This window comes from Candidatus Spongiihabitans sp. (genome assembly GCF_965237845.1).
Classification (GTDB): Bacteria; Pseudomonadota; Gammaproteobacteria; order Arenicellales; family Poriferihabitantaceae; genus Spongiihabitans.
In genome coordinates this window covers 2,252,688-2,270,638 of the sequence record NZ_OZ250154.1, presented here as the reverse complement: position 1 = coordinate 2,270,638, position 17,951 = coordinate 2,252,688, and the positions used below count along the sequence as shown (strand labels likewise).

Annotated in this window: 12 protein-coding genes, 2 tRNA genes and 2 pseudogenes; 8 read left to right on the top strand and 8 right to left on the bottom strand. The window is 51.1% G+C overall.

Annotation, left to right across the window (positions count from 1 at the left end; all coding sequences use genetic code 11):
• Positions 1-163 precede the first annotated feature (163 nt).
• The 6 genes from ACPXXB_RS10810 to ACPXXB_RS10785 form a co-directional block, all read right to left on the bottom strand.
• Positions 164-240: transfer RNA gene (locus ACPXXB_RS10810), tRNA-Glu, on the bottom strand.
• 214 nt (positions 241-454) lie between these two features.
• Positions 455-530: transfer RNA gene (locus ACPXXB_RS10805), tRNA-Ala, on the bottom strand.
• A 51-nt stretch (positions 531-581) separates the two neighbouring features.
• Positions 582-2,000: a glutamate--tRNA ligase gene (gene gltX / locus ACPXXB_RS10800; protein WP_423907343.1), complete on the bottom strand. Its 1,419-nt coding sequence runs from the start codon at positions 1,998-2,000 to the stop codon at positions 582-584.
• Between the two features lie 84 nt (positions 2,001-2,084).
• Positions 2,085-2,849, bottom strand: a complete 765-nt coding sequence (locus tag ACPXXB_RS10795) for an aspartate/glutamate racemase family protein (RefSeq protein ID WP_423907342.1) — start codon at positions 2,847-2,849, stop codon at positions 2,085-2,087.
• Between the two features lie 94 nt (positions 2,850-2,943).
• The gene (locus ACPXXB_RS10790) at positions 2,944-3,087 is read right to left on the bottom strand and encodes a hypothetical protein (RefSeq protein ID WP_423907340.1); all 144 of its coding nucleotides are present in this window, start codon (positions 3,085-3,087) and stop codon (positions 2,944-2,946) included.
• Positions 3,062-3,295: an FCD domain-containing protein gene (locus ACPXXB_RS10785; protein WP_423907338.1), complete on the bottom strand. Its 234-nt coding sequence runs from the start codon at positions 3,293-3,295 to the stop codon at positions 3,062-3,064. The genes ACPXXB_RS10790 and ACPXXB_RS10785 overlap by 26 nt, the downstream gene beginning before the upstream one ends.
• Positions 3,296-4,334: 1,039 nt before the next feature.
• On the opposite strand from ACPXXB_RS10785, the pseudogene ACPXXB_RS10780 reads away from it, so the two are divergent.
• The 5 genes and pseudogenes from ACPXXB_RS10780 (at position 4,335) to ACPXXB_RS10760 (ending at position 10,269) form a co-directional block, all read left to right on the top strand.
• Positions 4,335-5,966, top strand: a pseudogene (locus ACPXXB_RS10780) (thiamine pyrophosphate-binding protein).
• 59 nt (positions 5,967-6,025) lie between these two features.
• Entirely contained in the window at positions 6,026-7,282 is a 1,257-nt protein-coding gene (locus ACPXXB_RS10775; RefSeq protein WP_423907336.1) for an NAD(P)/FAD-dependent oxidoreductase, read from the top strand.
• A 46-nt stretch (positions 7,283-7,328) separates the two neighbouring features.
• Positions 7,329-8,325 (top strand): annotated as a pseudogene (locus tag ACPXXB_RS10770) (TRAP transporter substrate-binding protein).
• Between the two features lie 67 nt (positions 8,326-8,392).
• Positions 8,393-8,941 (top strand): TRAP transporter small permease, encoded by a 549-nt coding sequence (locus ACPXXB_RS10765; RefSeq protein WP_423907334.1) that lies wholly within the window; start codon positions 8,393-8,395, stop codon positions 8,939-8,941.
• A 14-nt stretch (positions 8,942-8,955) separates the two neighbouring features.
• Complete coding sequence (locus tag ACPXXB_RS10760; protein ID WP_423907332.1) at positions 8,956-10,269, top strand: TRAP transporter large permease; 1,314 nt, start codon at positions 8,956-8,958, stop codon at positions 10,267-10,269.
• Between the two features lie 436 nt (positions 10,270-10,705).
• Here ACPXXB_RS10760 and ACPXXB_RS10755 read toward each other — a convergent pair whose 3' ends face one another.
• Together ACPXXB_RS10755 and ACPXXB_RS10750 are read right to left on the bottom strand one after the other, a co-directional pair.
• Positions 10,706-11,014, bottom strand: a complete 309-nt coding sequence (locus tag ACPXXB_RS10755) for a hypothetical protein (RefSeq protein WP_423907330.1) — start codon at positions 11,012-11,014, stop codon at positions 10,706-10,708.
• 211 nt (positions 11,015-11,225) lie between these two features.
• Complete coding sequence (locus ACPXXB_RS10750; protein ID WP_423907329.1) at positions 11,226-11,381, bottom strand: hypothetical protein; 156 nt, start codon at positions 11,379-11,381, stop codon at positions 11,226-11,228.
• A gap of 54 nt (positions 11,382-11,435) precedes the next feature.
• On the opposite strand from ACPXXB_RS10750, the gene ACPXXB_RS10745 reads away from it, so the two are divergent.
• From ACPXXB_RS10745 to ACPXXB_RS10735, 3 genes are all read left to right on the top strand, one after another.
• The gene (locus ACPXXB_RS10745) at positions 11,436-14,459 is read left to right on the top strand and encodes an ABC transporter transmembrane domain-containing protein (protein ID WP_423907327.1); all 3,024 of its coding nucleotides are present in this window, start codon (positions 11,436-11,438) and stop codon (positions 14,457-14,459) included.
• Positions 14,460-14,519: 60 nt separating this feature from the next.
• Positions 14,520-15,488 (top strand): ArsR/SmtB family transcription factor, encoded by a 969-nt coding sequence (locus ACPXXB_RS10740; protein ID WP_423907326.1) that lies wholly within the window; start codon positions 14,520-14,522, stop codon positions 15,486-15,488.
• Between the two features lie 87 nt (positions 15,489-15,575).
• Positions 15,576-17,924 carry a carboxy terminal-processing peptidase gene (locus ACPXXB_RS10735; protein WP_423907324.1) on the top strand — a complete coding sequence of 783 codons (2,349 nt, stop codon included), beginning with the start codon at positions 15,576-15,578 and terminating at the stop codon, positions 17,922-17,924.
• The last annotated feature ends 27 nt before the right edge of the window (positions 17,925-17,951 follow it).

Genomic DNA, 17,951 nt, shown 5'->3' with positions numbered 1-17,951 from the left:
CTTGAAATGGTGGGTCAAACCCACCCTATATGATGTGCAAATAAAAAGGGAACGGGTTTAAATCGTTATAGCAGGGCTATAAACCCCTCCTCTACGAGGGTGGAAATAAACCATCCCGCACAAAAGCCAAAAGGATTGGTTTTTACGCCAACCCTTTATTTTATGGCGTCCCCAAGGGGATTCGAACCCCTGTTGCCGCCGTGAAAGGGCAGTGTCCTAGGCCGACTAGACGATGGGGACAATTAAATTGTCGATGGATATTACTTCACACAAATTATTATTTGAGACCTTTGCATAATTACCGGAAGTGCGGCTTTAGCCGCGCAAGATGATTGCCGATGGCGGGACTAAAGTCCCACTTCCGATAGTATTTTGAATTATGCAAAGGTCTCTATTCGTTACTCACTTTATCCAAGAATCGGTAATCCAGGAATCGGTTGCTGGAAAGAATAGTTGGTGGAGCCAGGCGGGATCGAACCGCCGACCTCAACACTGCCAGTGTTGCGCTCTCCCAGCTGAGCTATGGCCCCGGAAGAGGGTGCGTATTCTAATGGCTGGTGTAAGTGCAATCAAGGGTTATATTAGCAGGATTGTTGAAGGCTTTGTGCTATGAATTTAATGGCTTTTTCGATGCGCTCCAGCGTTCGATGCTGGCCCACTAATTTCACGGTCACATCAATTGATGGGGTTGCTGATGAGCCTGATATAGCGATGCGAAGGGGTTGCGCCAAGTTGCCCAGTTTAACGTTTTCCGTATCCATAACATTACTGATTGCCTGATTGATGTGTGCTTCGTCCCATTCATCTATCCCCGCTAATTCGCTATGCATAACCGATAGCAAATTCCCTGATTCCGGTTTTATATTTTTTTTCACTGCTTTGGGGTCGTAGCCGTCAAAATCTTTATAAAGATACGTGATTTTATCTGCCATTTCTTCCAAGGTTTGCGCCCGTTCCCGCATCACTTCGACTACTTCATTCAGGTCCGGGCCATCGCCTAACCCGATGCCCCGACGGTTCAGAATTTTCGCCATTTCTTTCGCCAGGCGCGTCTGATCCGCGTTGACGATGTATTGTTGATTGATCCATAACAGTTTTTCCAGGTTAAACGCGGCCGGTGATTTATTGATATCAGCAATATCAAATAGTTCGATCATTTCATCGATATCAAATATTTCCTGATCGCCGTGCGACCAGCCTAAACGAATCAGATAGTTCAGTAATGCTTCAGGCAAGATTCCCATGGCGCGATAATCCAGAACGCTGACCGCGCCGTGGCGCTTCGACAAGCGTTGCCCGTCTTTGCCGAGAATAAGCGGAACGTGAGCGAACACCGGCAAATTCGCTTTTAGCGCATGAAAAATATTAATTTGCCGCGGGGTATTGTTGATATGATCCTCGCCGCGCACGACATGGGTAATGCCCATATCAATATCATCCACCACCACGGTTAAATTATAGGTCGGCGCGCCATTGGTTCTGGCCAGAATTAAATCATCCATCTCTGCGTTTGCAATTTCTACCCGACCGCGCACAACATCATCAAATACTACCGCGCCTTGTGACGGATTTTTAAATCTTACTACGGCATCTTCGTGGTGGTCGGGAATACGATTTAATTCTCGACAGCGACCGTCGTATCTCGGCTTCTCTCCATTTTTCCGTTGCGCGCCTCGAACTTCCTGCAATCTTTCCTTGCTGCAAAAACAATAATAAGCATCATCCTGTTTGAGCAATTGGTCTATTATTTCGCCATATCGATCAAAGCGCTCAGTCTGATAGTACGGGCCTTTATTCCAGGTTAGGCCGAGCCATTTCATAGATTCCAGAATAACGTCAATCGCTTCCTGAGTGGATCGTTCTTGATCGGTATCTTCAATTCGCAATACCATTTCTCCGCCGGTTTTGCGCGCGTATAACCAGTTGAATAACGCAGTGCGCGCGCCGCCGATGTGGAGATAACCTGTCGGACTTGGCGGAAATCGAGTGATGGTTTGCATTAACGGTAATTATCTCTGCGGCTTGGATAATCCGGCGGATTCTACTTTATCGCGGCACCGACGAGAAGGGATATAATACCCTACTTAGGGTGAGGGGTAAGGCGTGCCTTGATCGACTAATCGTGGGTCGAAAACCCGTGGCCTCAGGCCGGCCTGGAACCAGGTCACGAAGCTATAGATGCTGTAAACAGGCAGGCCGAGCGTTTGCCGTAAATCCGCAGCATATGGCACCATGTTGGTACACTCAAGGACGATGGCGCCCGTGTCCGGGAACGCCGTAACAAGTTGACGCCCGGCATCGATCAAGTCGGCGCGCGCCAATTCCACATCAAGCGTCGGTTCGTCATCCAATATTGCCCGGCTGAATTCCCGACCTTCATCGGTGCCGGCAATCGGGGTATCCATCGGTACGCCGGAAGCCTTCAGCAGCTCGGGTGTTAAAGTCGCTTTTGAAATGGTTAGCACCCCTACGCGCTGGCCCGGCGGCAAAATATTTTGCACCAGAGGCACCTGCATTAGCGAAGACGAGGCGACCGGGACACCGACAGATTGTGCCAGTTGATCCTGAAACAAAGCCAGGAAACCGCAGGTTGCGGTAATCCCATCAGCGCCATCGGCGACCAGTTCGCGGGCGGCGGCGATGAACCGCTGGGCCAGTCCCTCGGCGCCGTGGCGCACCATATGATCGGGTGATGCGCCGCGGACCACCTTGTAGAGTACCGGGAATGGCCAGGTTCCTGCATTGCCGATGTCGCCTGGAATGCGCGCAAACCGTGTGTCCAGCATCAAGATGCCGACGGAAGCGCCATAAACGGTCTTGCCGCCGACAACCGTGGAATTTTGCCTCATTTCGCTCCCCGGTACGCTAACTAACCCGATAAATTCGGGAATAGCGCCTTAATAGCAGCGGTAATTTGATCTAGTCGCTTATCAATATGTACATTTAATGCGCCGCCAAATTTGCGTCTCGTGCCATAAGCGCACCAATCTTCTGGTGTTCTTGTTGGGTTCCCTTACGCTTCGAATCCATGTCGACCCAGCGAAAATACTTGATTCTGGCATTAATGTTTTCTAGCGTTCTGCACATCTCTATATTGCGGCTTAGTGCCATGATCTTCTGGTGGAAACATTCGTTCCAGCGCGACTAATTCCACGCTACTGCGGCCACCATCTTCGGGGCCTGTTTTGTCCAGGAAATGGGCGATGTCCGCGACCTCTTGTTCGGTCGCTTGCTCGCAGGCAAGACGCACACCGACAACTTCCATGAGCGCACGAAATTGGTAGAGTTCGGACATTTCGCGGGGTTTCAGATCACGGCAAAAGAACCCGCGCCCCTGCTTCATCACCAAAAATTCTTCCGCCACAAGCCGGTTAAGGCCCTCGCGCAGGGGAGTCCTGTGGTACCCAAGCGGCGGGCGAGATCGACCTCGTTTATTCTCTCGCCTGGCTTGAATTCGAACGCTATCGCCATATTTTTGACGATGGGATAAATACCTTTGGCGACGCCAGCATTTTATTTTCAGGTTCACTCATGCAGGGAGAACTCATAAACAAATGTCTCATCATATAAATTGTATACAGAAAATAAGTGTATGGCATATTGCCGAGTTTGGCAACTCAATATAAGTCCACCGCATATTGCACTTTTTGTTGTTTTCTGTGAATCTACCGAATCTATCCACCCAAGTAAACTTGTGGTTTCTTTCAATAAACTCAACAGCCTTTTCAATGTAGAGACTAATCTCAGAGTCAAGAGTATTCCCTCTACGCAAAGCGCCTTTGATTAGTAACTTTAACTCAGCTTGGTTCATTTCTGGTCTGTCCGCCAGGCGGGGTATTGTCCCACATGGCGGACATCCTTGTCCCTATTACTCAATTATCTTAAGTATCCTTTTTTCCAGAAATCCAATTTTTCACAAGATAGTGGGTCTTTGGATGCATAACCATTAAAGCACAATCAGTCATAAACCCTGCCCTCCTACCATCTCGGTCATTTTCCTCCAAGTTCTCCATCCACTGCGTGTCTCTTCCTGATTTGTAAATGACAGCCTGAGCCGGTGTTTTCAGTTCAAGCCCTTTATGCGGTCGACTGCAACACCGGCTTGCCCCATCATGGCCTCGGCTTGCAATCTCCTGCAACTTCCTCATCCATAATCAACCAGAGCGCCAAAGGGGGTGGACTTATACACGCCATTGACAGCTTGAGTACGGAGGTTCATAGTTGAATACATCACTTCATACAACGTGTATATAGTCCAAAAATCAGCCAAGCATAAGGTTAATTTTATGCAGCAAACTCAAGACAATGTTATGGGCAATGTCATAGGCAATGCTATGAATGGCGCTGCAGCCATGGTGCGCCTGTTGCAGGCGCATGGCGTGAAACATATATTTGGTTTATGCGGGGTGCGACTCTGCCATTCTACGATGCCCTTTACCGCCTCGATCACGGTATGCAGCATATTTTGACCCGCGATGAACGTTGCGTGGCTTATATGGCGCGTGTTACCGGGCGCGTTGGTGTCTGCGAAGGCCCCAGTGGAGGCGGCGCCACTTATATTCTGCCGGACGTGGTTGAAGCGAATGAATCGTCTGTCGCTGTTCTGTCGATCACCTCGGATGTATCGATTACGGCGCACGGACGTTACCCGCTGACGGAACTCGACCAGACCAGCCTGTTCCGCCCCCTGACAAAATGGAACGGTGTCATTGACAATGCAGAAAAACTGCCCCAGATGGTGCCCCGGAGCGGCGCCTCTGGGGCTGCCCTACGATATTCAAACAGTGTCTGTTGACCCTAGCGGTATATTGGTCCAGACCGATTTTGCGACATTCCCTGCCTGGCCGGGCGCGCCCGGTCAGAAAGTGATTGAGATGGCTGCGGATGCCATTGTCGCGGCTAAAAAACTGGTGATTGCGCGCGGCGGCGTTGTTCTCGCGGGCGCGGAAGCAGCCTTGCAGGCACTGGCGGAAAGATTAAACATCGTCGTCGCGACCACAGTCAGCGGTCAAGGCAGTCTGGCAGACAATCATGCCAATCATCTTGGTGTGGTCGGATCGAACGGCAACGTCCCGGCCACTCGTGCAATTGTCGACCAGGCTGATCTTGTCGTCTATGCCGGTTGCAGGGCCGGATCGGTGACCACAGAACGCTGGCGGTCGCCGTCAAGGGGCGTGAAAATTGTCTATATCGCTAGCGACCCCATGGCCATATCGGCCAATTATCTGACTGACGTGGCGGTGGTAGCGGATGTTCGTCCGGCGTTTGAGGCTTTGCACCTTGTATTTGAGGATGTGGATACGGACAAGGTCAATTTTGGTGGTGCGGAAAAAGTTGCGTCGGCTTTGAATATTAAATTCGCAAACTTTTATGAACTGGCCGCCAGCGACGACAGTCCGATAAAGCCGGAGCGGGTGATCGCCGAATTGAACCAGATATTGCCATCCGATGCGGTGATCGTCGCCGATCCTGGAACACCGTGCCCTTATTTCTCCGCATTTTATAGCATCCCCCACGCCGAGCGATATTTTATTTCCAATCGAGCGCATGGCGCACTCGGTTATGCCCTTTCGGCGGCGGTTGGAGCGCAGATTGGACGACCCAAATCCAGGGTCGTCGCAGCCATGGGGGATGGAAGTTTTGGTTTTACGGTCGGGGAACTCGAAACCGTTACTCGCCTCAATCTTCCGATTATGTTTCTGGTATTTTCCAATCGTGTTTACGGCTGGATCAAGGCGGGTCAGAAAGCGGGGTTCAAGGAACGCTACTATGCCGTCGATTTCAACCGTACCGACCACGCTGCCGTGGCCGAGTTGTTTGGGGTAAAAATCTGGCGAGTTGAAGCCACGGCTGACCTGCGGCGGGTTTTCAGGCTGGCTATCGAACACCATTGGCAAACTCTGGTCGATATTATCAGCCAACCGCTACAGGATAGCCATGCTCCGGTAAGCGAATGGATTGCATGACGCACAACTTATGACAAGCCGAGCGTGACTGCTGCCAAGTGATGGGCAATTCAGCTTCCATGAACGGGCAAAAATCACCGCATATCGCCGTCGTCGGCGCCGGTATAGTCGGCGTCTCCTGCGCCTTGCATCTACAGCGCCTGGGCGCGTCGGTCACGATGATCGACCGCCAGCAACCGGGTGGCATTGCGGCCGCCTCCTATGGCAACGCCGGTGTTTTGGCACGCTGCGCGGTAGTCCCGGTGGCAACGCCGGGCATTCTGCTCAAGGCCCCGGCCATGTTGTTTGCCAGCGATGGGCCTTTGTTTATGCGCTGGTCCTATCTGCCGCATCTGCTGTCCTGGCTGATTCCCTACATTCGGTCATCGAGCCGCAAGAAGGTTGAATATATTGTACGTAATCTGATTCCACTGCTGTTCGACAGCGTCGACGAGCACCGCGCCCTGGCGCGAGGAACCGATGCTGAGCGCTGGCTACGCGCGTGCGAGTATCTGTATCTGTATGCAAACCGCGATGCTTTTGAGCGCGACGCATTCGGCTGGGGGTTGCGCCGTGAACACGGTTTTGAATGGGACACGCTGCAAGGCGAGTCAATACGAGAATTCGACCCAGCCCTGTCAAAGAAATATGAATTTGCCGTGCTCTTGAAGGATTATGGCATGATCGCCAATCCTGGAAACTACGTCAGCGACCTGGCCAAAGGTTTTGCCGCGGCCGGGGGAGAAGTGGTTCGGGCCGACATTAAACGAGTGGACACGCGCCATGACGGTGTCGTTCTGAAAGCTGATGACCGTGACATCAAGGCTGACAAAGTAGTCATCGCCGCAGGCGCCTGGTCGCATAAGCTGGCTGCAAAATTGGGCGCTAACGTACCACTCGAATCGGAGCGCGGCTACCATCTGGAGTTGTTGCACGCGAATAAGCAACCATCGGTGCCGGTTATGGATGCGGCGCGCAAATGCGTCATCACCCCCATGCAGGGCAGCTTGCGCCTGGGCGGGGTTATCGAATTCGGCGGCCTGGATGCGCCGGCTTCAAAAGGCCCCCTGAAATTATTGTTGCGCGCAGCCAGGGCCGTGCTGCCGGGGTTGGAATACGAAACGAAACGGGATTGGATGGGGCACCGGCCGGCCACGGCGGACAGCTTGCCGGTCATCGGGCCGGCGCCGTCCAGCTGCCAAGTCTATTTCGCCTACGGACATCAACATGTTGGCTTGACCGCAGGGCCCAAGACCGGCCGGGTCGTGGCCCAGCATATGATGGGACTTCAGCAAAATGTCGATCTCGACGCGTATCGTTGCGACCGGTTTAGCTGAAGGAGTCGAAATTATTAATCATCAAGTTATGAAAGAGGAAAACAATATGCGTAATACATTCTTAAAAACCCTATTGGCGATTGCGTCAATTATCTTTGGCGTGTCAATCGTTTTGGGCGGCGGCAGCGCCAATGCCGAGAAGTGGGATATGCCGATGGCTTATGCCGATAGCAACTTTCACACCCAAAACGGCAAGGCATTTGCCGAGGCCGTAACCCTCGCCACCAGCGGCAAGCTCGAGATTATCATTCATGGCGGCGGTTCGCTGTTCAAGGGCAATGAAATCAAACGCGCGGTGCAGACCGGACAAGCGCCCATTGGCGAGCGATTACTCTCCGCGCACCAAAACGAAAACATCTTGTTTGGCATCGATTCAATTCCTTTTTTGGCGACTTCCTATGCGGCATCGGCCGAGTTGTGGAAAATCGCCAAGCCGAAACTCAGCCAGATTATGGATAAACAAAATCTTGTCTTGCTGTACTCGGTTCCGTGGCCGGCCCAGGGGCTTTATTTCAAGAAACCGATTAACTCCATGGCCGACACCAAGGGCATCAAGTTTCGCGGTTATAACGCCGCAACCAACCAATTGGCCGAGTTGATGGGCATGAATCCCGTTCAAATCGAGGCCGCGGAACTGGTTCAGGCATTGGCCACCGGTGTCGCCGAAGCGTTCGTTTCTTCCGGTTCAACCGGTTATGACCGCAAGGTTTGGGAGCATCTGACCTATTTTTACGATGTTCAGGCCTGGTTGCCGCGCAATTATGTTTTCGTCAACAAAGATGCCTGGAACGCACTCGACCCGGAAACCCAAAATATTGTCAAAGGCGTGGCAATGATGGCCGAGGCCGCTGGAACCGCAAAATCGGAGCAGCTCAGCAACTGGTATTTGAGCCAACTCGCCGCCAATGGCATGAAAGTTCAGCCGGCCGGGCAACAACTGTCGGCGGATCTTAAACAGGTTGGCGCCACCATGACTGCATCCTGGCTGGAGCAAGCCGGGCCCGGAAGGCAAGGCGATCGTGGACGCCTTTAAGGCGCGGTAATCAGCATCTATAGCCGGTCCCGATAAATCACGAGGCCGGTATTTTCTTTTTCCGTTATGAGGAAATAATGGCCGCGCAAGTGTCAGGCACACATCATCCGCTGAGAAAGGCGTTGGACGCTATTTATCAATTTAGCGGTTTTATGGCTGCGGCGTTCCTGCTACTGCTACTGGTCATTATTGTCGCGCAAATGGTCATGCGCTGGTCCGGCGGCATCTTCATCGGCGCCACCAATTATGCGGGATATTGTATGGCAGCGGCCACTTTCTTCGCCTTGGCCTACGCGCTCAACCAAGGTGCGCATATTCGGGTTGGGCTGCTGTTAAAGCACTTGGGCCGCTATCGCCGTTTTGGTGAAATATGGTGTTTCGGCATCGGCTCGGCCTTGACCACCTACATGGTCTATTACGCTTTTAGAGGCGTTTATTGGTCGTACAAGCTCAACGATGTCTCTCAGGGCCAGGATGCAATGCCGCTGTGGATACCACAAATCCCGATGGCCATTGGCGCCAGTATTTTTGCGTTGACTTTTCTGGATCATCTCATTCGGATCGTCTGGTTCGGCCTGGATGATATCGGCGACGATGCCATATCCGCGACAGAACACGCGGCATAAAAAAGGGAATCGTCATGGAACAGTTTGTTGCCGCCGGATTATTCCTGTTCGTTCTTTTCTTCCTGTTGGGTAGCGGCGTCTGGGTCGGCCTGGCGTTGATGGGGGTCGCCTTTGTTGGTATGGAGATGTTCACTAGCCGCCCAACTGGCGACATCCTGTTCACTACGATCTGGTCGTCATCGTCCAGTTGGTCGTTGACCGCCTTGCCGTTGTTTATATGGATGGGGGAAATCCTGTATAGGACCAAACTCTCCGAGGATATGTTTCGCGGCCTCGCGCCGTGGATGGACGCATTGCCCGGCAGGCTTCTGCACACCAATATCGTCGGCTGCACCATTTTCGCCGCGGTTTCGGGATCATCCGCAGCGACCCTGACCACAGTCGGAAAGATGTCCATCCCTGAGCTGCGAAAACGCAATTACCCGGAAAAAATGATCATCGGCACACTTGCTGGCGCGGCCACGCTCGGCTTGATGATTCCGCCATCGCTGACCTTGATCGTTTATGGCGTGACCATCAACGAATCAATCTCCAAACTGTTTATGGCCGGCATTTTACCGGGCATACTGTTGGCGGGTTTGTTTATGGGTTACATTGTCCTTTGGTCGTTCTGGAAGCCCGGCGAAGTGCCGGCCCGCGAACCCAAAATGTCATTGACTGCCAAGCTCTATCAATCCCGTCTGCTGATTCCCGTGATTCTTCTGGTGCTGTTCGTCATTGGCTCCATGTATCTCGGTTTTGCGACCGCGACCGAAGCCGCTGCATTCGGCGTCGTCGGCTCGTTGATTTTGGCGGGGGTGCAGCGTTCGCTGACCTATGAGACGTTTTTTGCCAGTTTGATGGGGGCGACCCGGACCTCGGCGATGATTGCCTTGATCCTGATGGGGGCATCGTTTCTGTCACTGGCCATGGGCTTCACCGGACTGCCCCGAGCCCTGGCGGAATGGATCGCAACTCTCGGACTTTCGCCCATTTCCCTGATTGTCGCCTTGACCGTGTTTTATATCATTCTCGGTTTCTTCCTGGATGGCATCTCTTCCGTTGTGCTGACTATGGCAGTCGTGGAACCGATGATACGCCAGGCCGGAATCGACATTATCTGGTTCGGCATTTTTATCGTGGTCGTGGTCGAGATGGCGCAGATTACGCCCCCGGTCGGGTTCAATCTGTTCGTCGTTCAGGGCATGACCAATCACGATATGAACTTTATCGCAAAAACAGCCATCCCGATGTTCTTTCTGATGGTGCTGATGGTGGTGCTGCTGGTCGCCTTCCCTGAGATCGCGACCTATCTGCCGGAAAACATGAAGTCACCCAGAGCGGGTTGAACGACAGCAATGAAGACATCTATAGGTTACGGAACTATATCTCTAACTTGGCAAACACGAATAAATCAGCGCCGCAGCTTGGTTGCGTCCGATTGCATTTTTTTGTTAGAAGGCGGCTGCGAGAAGTTCAACACTATTAGCGGTCCGATGTTGTAATCCTGCACCCTTGACGACTGATTTTGCTTTCTTTTTTAATCTACTCTCGCCAGTTATTAGATATGCTCGTTTCAGGTAATCAATAGCTAAAACAGGATTGCGATCTAATTGGTCCGCAACAATTTCATAGTGTTTAGCTTGCTCCGTAAGATCAGTCAGGTATTTTGAGAAATTATTCGTAAATTTATCATTAAGGGTATGTATTCGGTTCTGATGAAGTCTGAGGGAATCTTTCCTTTTGGACTCTTCACGATTAGGGTTTCTTTACCTAGTGCCTGGGCTACACCAAGTTCGTAAAAAATATTGGCTTGTGTTGATGGGGAATAGACTCATGGACTACTCCAACTGCAATTGGAGAAGAAGCAATCATTTTCCAAATTTTGATTAGAAAATCTCGTCCAGTTATCCGTGTTCCAGCATCGATAGCCACATACTTTTGGTTGTGACAACATTTTTTAACTTCAATCCCAATATCCTTAACCATCTGTGGCACAGGGCTGCCGAGCCGGGTCATTAAAAAACAGTGCTTCGGAGTGCTTTTTATCGTGGTAGTGAACGCATCTCCATCCGCTGGATTGTAAATAATCATTCCCTTTTACGTTCCACTCTTTTTGCGGGCGACCGGAATATCCTTATATGGCCCGGAACTTCTTTTATGTGCAACAATCTTGCCTACGGAACGATCTATTTTCACATATCTATTGGTTCGAGGATTTTTGACTTGGACGACATCTCGTTTTTTAGCTACCATGCGCATAGTTTACCATATTGAAAAATAATTAAGGAGGCACAACACTTAATCAAAGTGAGACACCGGCGGCGCAAGTCACACCATCGGCAACGACGAAAAGGGATTTACGCCCCCCCAACAGGCCGTCAGCACGCCGCATCAATCCGATGCCGGTTTCGCAAATGGATATTTCACGCCACGATACCGCCCGATCAATGTTGTTCAAGCGAACAACATATACTTTATACTTGCTATATCCTTTTCACTATCCGGTTTTTGCATGAACTCCAGTTTACTGAGATTTGTCTGGCAGCATAGTTCCAGGCAGCAACTTGTTATTGTCGCCTTTACCTGCCTGTCGTTCCCGCTGCTCTACCTGACCCTTGAAATCCCCAAGATAATCATCAACCGGGCGCTCTCCGGTGGCAATGAGATACTCCAGCTGGCGGGCTTTAGCCTGCAGCCGGTGTACTACTTGCTGGCGCTTTGCATCGGTTTGCTGGCGTTGATCGTCATCAACGGCTTGTTAAAAATGAAGATCAACACCCTCAAGGGCATCACCGGCGAGCGCTTGGTGCGACGGCTACGTTTTCAGCTGATCGATCGCATACTGCGTTTTCCGCTGCCGCATTTCGCGCGCGCCTCCCAGGGGGAATTGATCTCCACGCTGACCGCGGAAACGGAGCCGCTGGCAGGCTATATTTCGGAATCCATCGCTCTGCCGCTGTTCCAGGGCGGCACTATGCTGACCATCATGGTTTTCATGTTCATGCAGGACTGGGTGTTTGGGGTCGCTTCGGTGGCGTTGATTCCGGTGCAGGGTTATGTCATCCCCAAACTGCAACAGCAAGTCAATACACTGAAGAGGGATCGGGTGGTACGCATCAGGAAATTGTCCGAGCGCATTGGCGAAACCATCAGTGGCGCTGAGGAAATCCGCTTGCAGGGTACCCGCCGATACATCCTGGCCGAGTTCTCGCACTGGCTCGGCGGGCTGTTCCAAATCCGGCTGCAGATATTCAGGAAGAAGTTTTTCATGAAATTCCTGAACAACACCATCGGGCAGATCACCCCATTCTTGTTTTACCTGTTCGGCGGCATTCTGGTAATTCAGGGTGATCTCACCATCGGCGCGCTGGTGGCGGCATTGGCGGCTTACAAGGAACTGACCTCTCCGTGGAAAGAGCTGTTCAACCACTACCAGGCGCATGAAGACGCCAAGATCAAATACCAGCAGATCATCGAGCAGTTCTCGCCCAAAGGGCTACTGGAGCATCGCGACCAGGACGAGGCCGCCAGCGCGGTCGATGGCGACCAATCCCTCAGAAAGACGCTGACCTTGAGCAATGTTTCGTGGAGCAACGAGGCCGGCGAAAAGGTGATAGCGGGAATGAACCTGGAGGTCGAGCCCGGGTCGTGGATTGCTATTGTCGGGCAAAATGCGATGCAGCGGCTAAGGCTGGCGCAACTGCTTGCCGGGTTGGAAAGACCTGTCTCTGGCCGCATCCGCATCGGCGGAATCGATCTCGAACGGATCGAGCGCCACTTGTTGCGGACGCGGCTCGCCTACCAGGGCCCGGACCCGTACATATTCAGCGGCACCGTCACCGATAATTTGCTGTATGGCATGAACCACTCGCCGCCGGTGGATGACAACCCCGATCGCGCCCGCCGGGAATGGATTACGGAATCGCTCGCATCGGGCAACAGCACCGACGTGTTCTTCAGCAATTGGCTCGATTACCGCCTCATCAATGCCGACAACCACGAGCAATTGCTGGATTGGTTTTTCTTCATCGCACGCGCCATCGGCACCGATTCAATCATGTACCAACGCGGCCTGCTGGAGATTTTCGACCCGGTCGACCATCCCCAGCTGGCTGATAATATCCTCGAAGCACGAAAGCGGATTCGCAACACACTGCATGAGCGGAAACTGGAGCGTGTGGTGGCGGAATTCAATCCGGACACCTACAACCGCAACGCCACTGTGGCGGAAAACATTCTGTTCGGCGTGCCCAGAGATGAAGATTTGCGCGGCCGCAATCTGGCCGCCCATCCGATGCTACAACAGACCCTGGAAAAACTCGGCGTCCTCGAATTGGCGATTGATATCGGCGGCAAAGCCTCGTTGCGGCTGGCCGGGCGCATTCAGAAGTTGCCCAAGGGACACAACCTGCTCAACCAGTTTGATCTGGAAAGCGATCAGGAAATCGCGGCGCTTACGGATATTGCCGAGCGCCTGAGCGGGGACGGCATTGATCTGAGCGAGGATGAACGCGCCGACCTGCTCGGCATCTTTCTGCACCTGATTCCCGAACTGCATGCCTTTGGCTTTATCCATGAACGCGTGGCCGGTAAATTGTTGCAGGTACGGCATGAATTCTTCCTCAACCTGCCGCAGGATTTGAAGGGCAAAATCATCCGCTTTGACAAATTCGCCTATCACCCGAAATTAACCATCATCGACAACCTGCTGTTTGGCAGGGTGGTGGCCACACAGCCGGCGGCTGAGCGCAAGATTGCCGAGATTGTTGAGCATACCTTGGAGCAAATGAATATCAAACGAGCGATCATGCTCCTGTTCGCCCAGTCTGATGTCGGCATCAGCGGGTCACGCTTACCGGTGGTCGCCAAGCACAGAATCTCGGTCGGTCGGATGCTGATGAAAAAACCGGATATAATGATTTTCCACGATGCGCTGGCAGCATTCGATGTTCAGGAAAAGCGCGCATTGCGCCACAGCATCCACGAATTGCTGCCGCAAGCCACCATGATCTGGATCGACCGCGAGATCGACAATGCGCGCGAATTTGATCGCACCTATACGCTCACCGACAACGGCGGCTTGCTCGATGCCCGCGCGGTCAAACCGTCGCCGCAGAGCCTCGGCGATGTCAATGTCCTGATCGGTCAATCGCGCCTGTTCGGCGCCCTCGAGGCGCGCACTCAGCAACTGCTGGCGGAACACAGTCGGCGCATGACCACCGATGCCGGGGAATTCGTCTATCGCCGCGGGCAGGCGAGCAAGAATGTTTATCTCATCATCAAGGGCAATGCCCACTCGCTGCGCGATGCCGACGACCCGCAGGCCATCGCCGGCAATCTGGTCGCCGGGGAAGGGTTTGGCCTGATGGACTTGCTCGCGCTGCGCCCCCGGGCGATGTCGGTGGTGGCGGTCACCGATCTCGAATTGCTGCGCATCGATGGCGAGATCATTCAGGAAATCATCGAGAACGACAGCGCGGTCATGCAGAACCTGTTGCGGGCGATCACCGAACAGTGGTCGTCGATATCGCGGTAATATCCGAATCGGTAATCCCTTTCAAAAAACCCGGGGTAACAGAGCGACCGCGACCGAAGCATGACAAAACTACTCGTAGCATTGCGCGCCGCGGCTGAAATAACTCGACTGCGTATTTTGTCAGTTTTAAGCAGCAGTGAATTAACCGTATCGGAATTGATGCAAATCCTGGGTCAGAGTCAACCCAGGGTTAGCCGACATCTGAAGTTGCTCTGTGACTCGGGGCTATTACAGCGCTCTCAGGAAGGCGCCTGGGTATTCCATCGAATTACGGATAGCGGAGAGATGGCCGATGTCGCCAAGGGCGTTTTGAGTATGCTCGATATCAACGACCATGAATTGGCCCAGGATCAACACCGGTTACAACAAATCAAGCAGATAAATATTGAACGCGCATTGGAATACTTTGGGAAAAATGCCGCTGAATGGGACAACATTCGAAAATTAGCGGTGCCGGATACCTGCATTGAGAAAAAACTGATCAATTGCCTGAATATCAATCGCCCGGAGTTATTTTTGGATCTGGGCACTGGCACCGGCAGAATCCTGGAAATATTCTCTCCTTATATCAAAAGGGGAATCGGTATTGATCTGAGCAGAGAGATGTTGCTGGTCGCTCGTTTCAATCTTGATTCCGCAGGCGCGACAAATTGCTCGGTGCGTCAAAACGACATCAATAAACTGAATTTTGACGATGGCAGCGTCGATGCGATAGCCATTCATCAAGTCTTGCACTATCTGGACCAGCCGCAACGAGTAATTAAAGAAGCCGCCAGGGTGTTAAAATCCGGGGGGCAGCTGATTATCGTTGACTTTCTGCCTCATAATCTTGAATTCCTGAGAGAAAAACATGCCCACCGAAGACTGGGCATCTCCGAGCAATCGATCGCTCAATGGGCGGACGCTAATCAACTGTCGCTGGTGACCTGTGAAAAGCTGGTCTCGGAGAACCCTGAAAACAGCAGGCATGAAAATAGTGCGCAATTGAATGTGGGATTATGGAGCTTAACGAAATCGTGTGAACGCTGAATATCTGACAAAAGAGTGATATTATTCGCAGCTTACCATGCAATTTTACTATGCCAATTATGGAGCAGTAGCGGGACAGTTCGGCAAATGGCTAAACAATTAACATTCTTCAGCAACAAATTTCGGGTAACGCGGCGGACTGGCTATGCCCATGAGAATCATATGCACCATCGCATTGTGCATCAATTGAGCTGCGGAATTTCAATTCTCTCCTCAACGATCGCACTCCATGTCATCGTGGGGGTATTGGTTTGCACTTTGGCAGCGATTACCCCCACGATGACATGGAGTGCGACTCTGGATGGTCTTGAACAGGCCATTATGCCGGAGAGTTTCGAAAAACAATCCAGAACAGTAAAGTTGATTAGCTATCTGGTCGATAAATCTTATTTTAGAAAGGTTCCATTGGATAATCGTTTTTCCGAAAAAGTGCTGAACAGGTTTATCGATAAACTTGATCCCGCCAAAAGTTTTTTTCTACAGGAAGATATCGATCGGTTTGAAACCATCAAATATGAGTTCGATGACTATATTAAGCGCGGCGCCCTGGAGCCTGTTTACGCGATTTTCAAAGTTTTCAGGAAGCGGGTAAATCAACGCATCGAGTATGCATTGCAAAGACTCGAACAATCTTTTGACTTTACATTAAACGAACAGTTTTTGCTGGACACGCAACAATCTGCGTGGGCGCAAAGCGAACAATCGCTTAATGATTACTGGCGAAAGAGAATCAAGAACGACATTATCAATCTTCGGCTCGCCAAAAAATCCGGCGCCGATCCAGACAATAATGATTCAGACGATATCAACAAAACTTTAAGGAATCGTTATGCCCATATCGCCAGAAGAACGCGGCAATTCAATGCTGATGATGTATTCCAAAGTTTTATCAACGCCTATGTAACGACTATTGAACCACACGCAAGTTATTACTCTCTTCGTGGCGCGGAAAATTTTAAAATTCATATGCGACTTTCTTTAGAGGGTATCGGTGCAGTGTTGCAAACCGACAATGAATACACCTTAGTTAGAAGAATTATTCCCGGCGGCCCGGCCGATATCGCTGACCAACTTAAATCCGGCGACCGGATCATTGGCGTTGGTCAGGAAAATGAAGATATTGTCGATGTCATTGGCTGGCGGCTCGACGATGTGGTGGATCTCATTCGCGGACCGAAAGGCTCCACTGTCAAACTTGACATCCTGCCTGGTGAATACGGACTGGAAGGAAAGCCGGAAACAATTATCATCCTCAGGGATAAAATCAAACTTGAAGAGCAGGCCGCAAAAAAACGTCTGCTTAAGGTCGAGACTGAGCAATCTCAATCAACCATTGGCGTTATCGATCTGCCTTCTTTTTACAGTGACTTTGACGGCAAGAGTGTTAGCGACCCGAACTACAGGAGTACTACCAAGGATGTCAGGAAGTTACTGATTGAATTAAAAGATGAGAGTATTGATGGGTTGATTATCGATCTTCGCGGAAACGGGGGCGGCGCGCTGACTGAAGCGATTTCGTTAACCGGTTTGTTTTTCCGTAAAGGTCCGGTAGTACAAGTTCAAAATTCCAATGGTCGCATTCAAATTGATCAAGACCCAGATCCTGACATAGTTTACGACGGCCCGCTGGTTGTTCTGGTCGATCGGCATAGTGCGAGCGCTTCAGAAATTCTTGCGGGCGCTATTCAGGATTACAAACGTGGATTGATAGTTGGCGAACCCACTTTTGGAAAAGGCACGGTTCAGAATCTGGTTAGCCTCAATCGATTTGTTAATACCGAGGAAGATTTGGGACAACTCAAGGTCACCATAGCGCAGTTCTTTAGAATCAATGGAGATAGCACCCAACACCGAGGCGTGATTCCCGATATAATCTGGCACACCGCGGAACGGGAAACGGATTCAGGAGAGAGAGCTTACGAAAATGCGATTCCATGGCGTCAAATAGATAAAGCATCATTTGTTCCTTTTCAACTTTCACTGGATGCACAGGTTTTAAATCAAACACTATCCAGACATTTTTCACGAGTCAAAAGCGATCCTGAATTTGCATATGTTCTTGAGGTCAATAAAATAAACAAACTCAATCGTGAAAGGAAGTTCACCACTCTCAACCAGGATAAACGGCGTGAAAACCGAAAGCAACGGGATTTGGAGCGCTTGACGCTTGAAAATAAAAAACGAAAAGCGCTGGGGCAATCCACATTTGAAACCGTCGAACTTCTCGATGCTGAGCAAGACAGTCGTGATGAAGATGCCGAAAACGAAAACTTTATAGATCAAGGGCATGATGCTTTTTTAGTTGAGAGCGGAAAAATATTAACTGATTTTGTCTATTATAAAAATCTATCTAAGGATAATTCTCCAAAGACGGTTGTTGATACTAAATTAGTTAATCAAAATTTATTGGATTCCATCGAACCGATCAATAATTGACATCTTGATTGCAGATGTTTTTCTAAG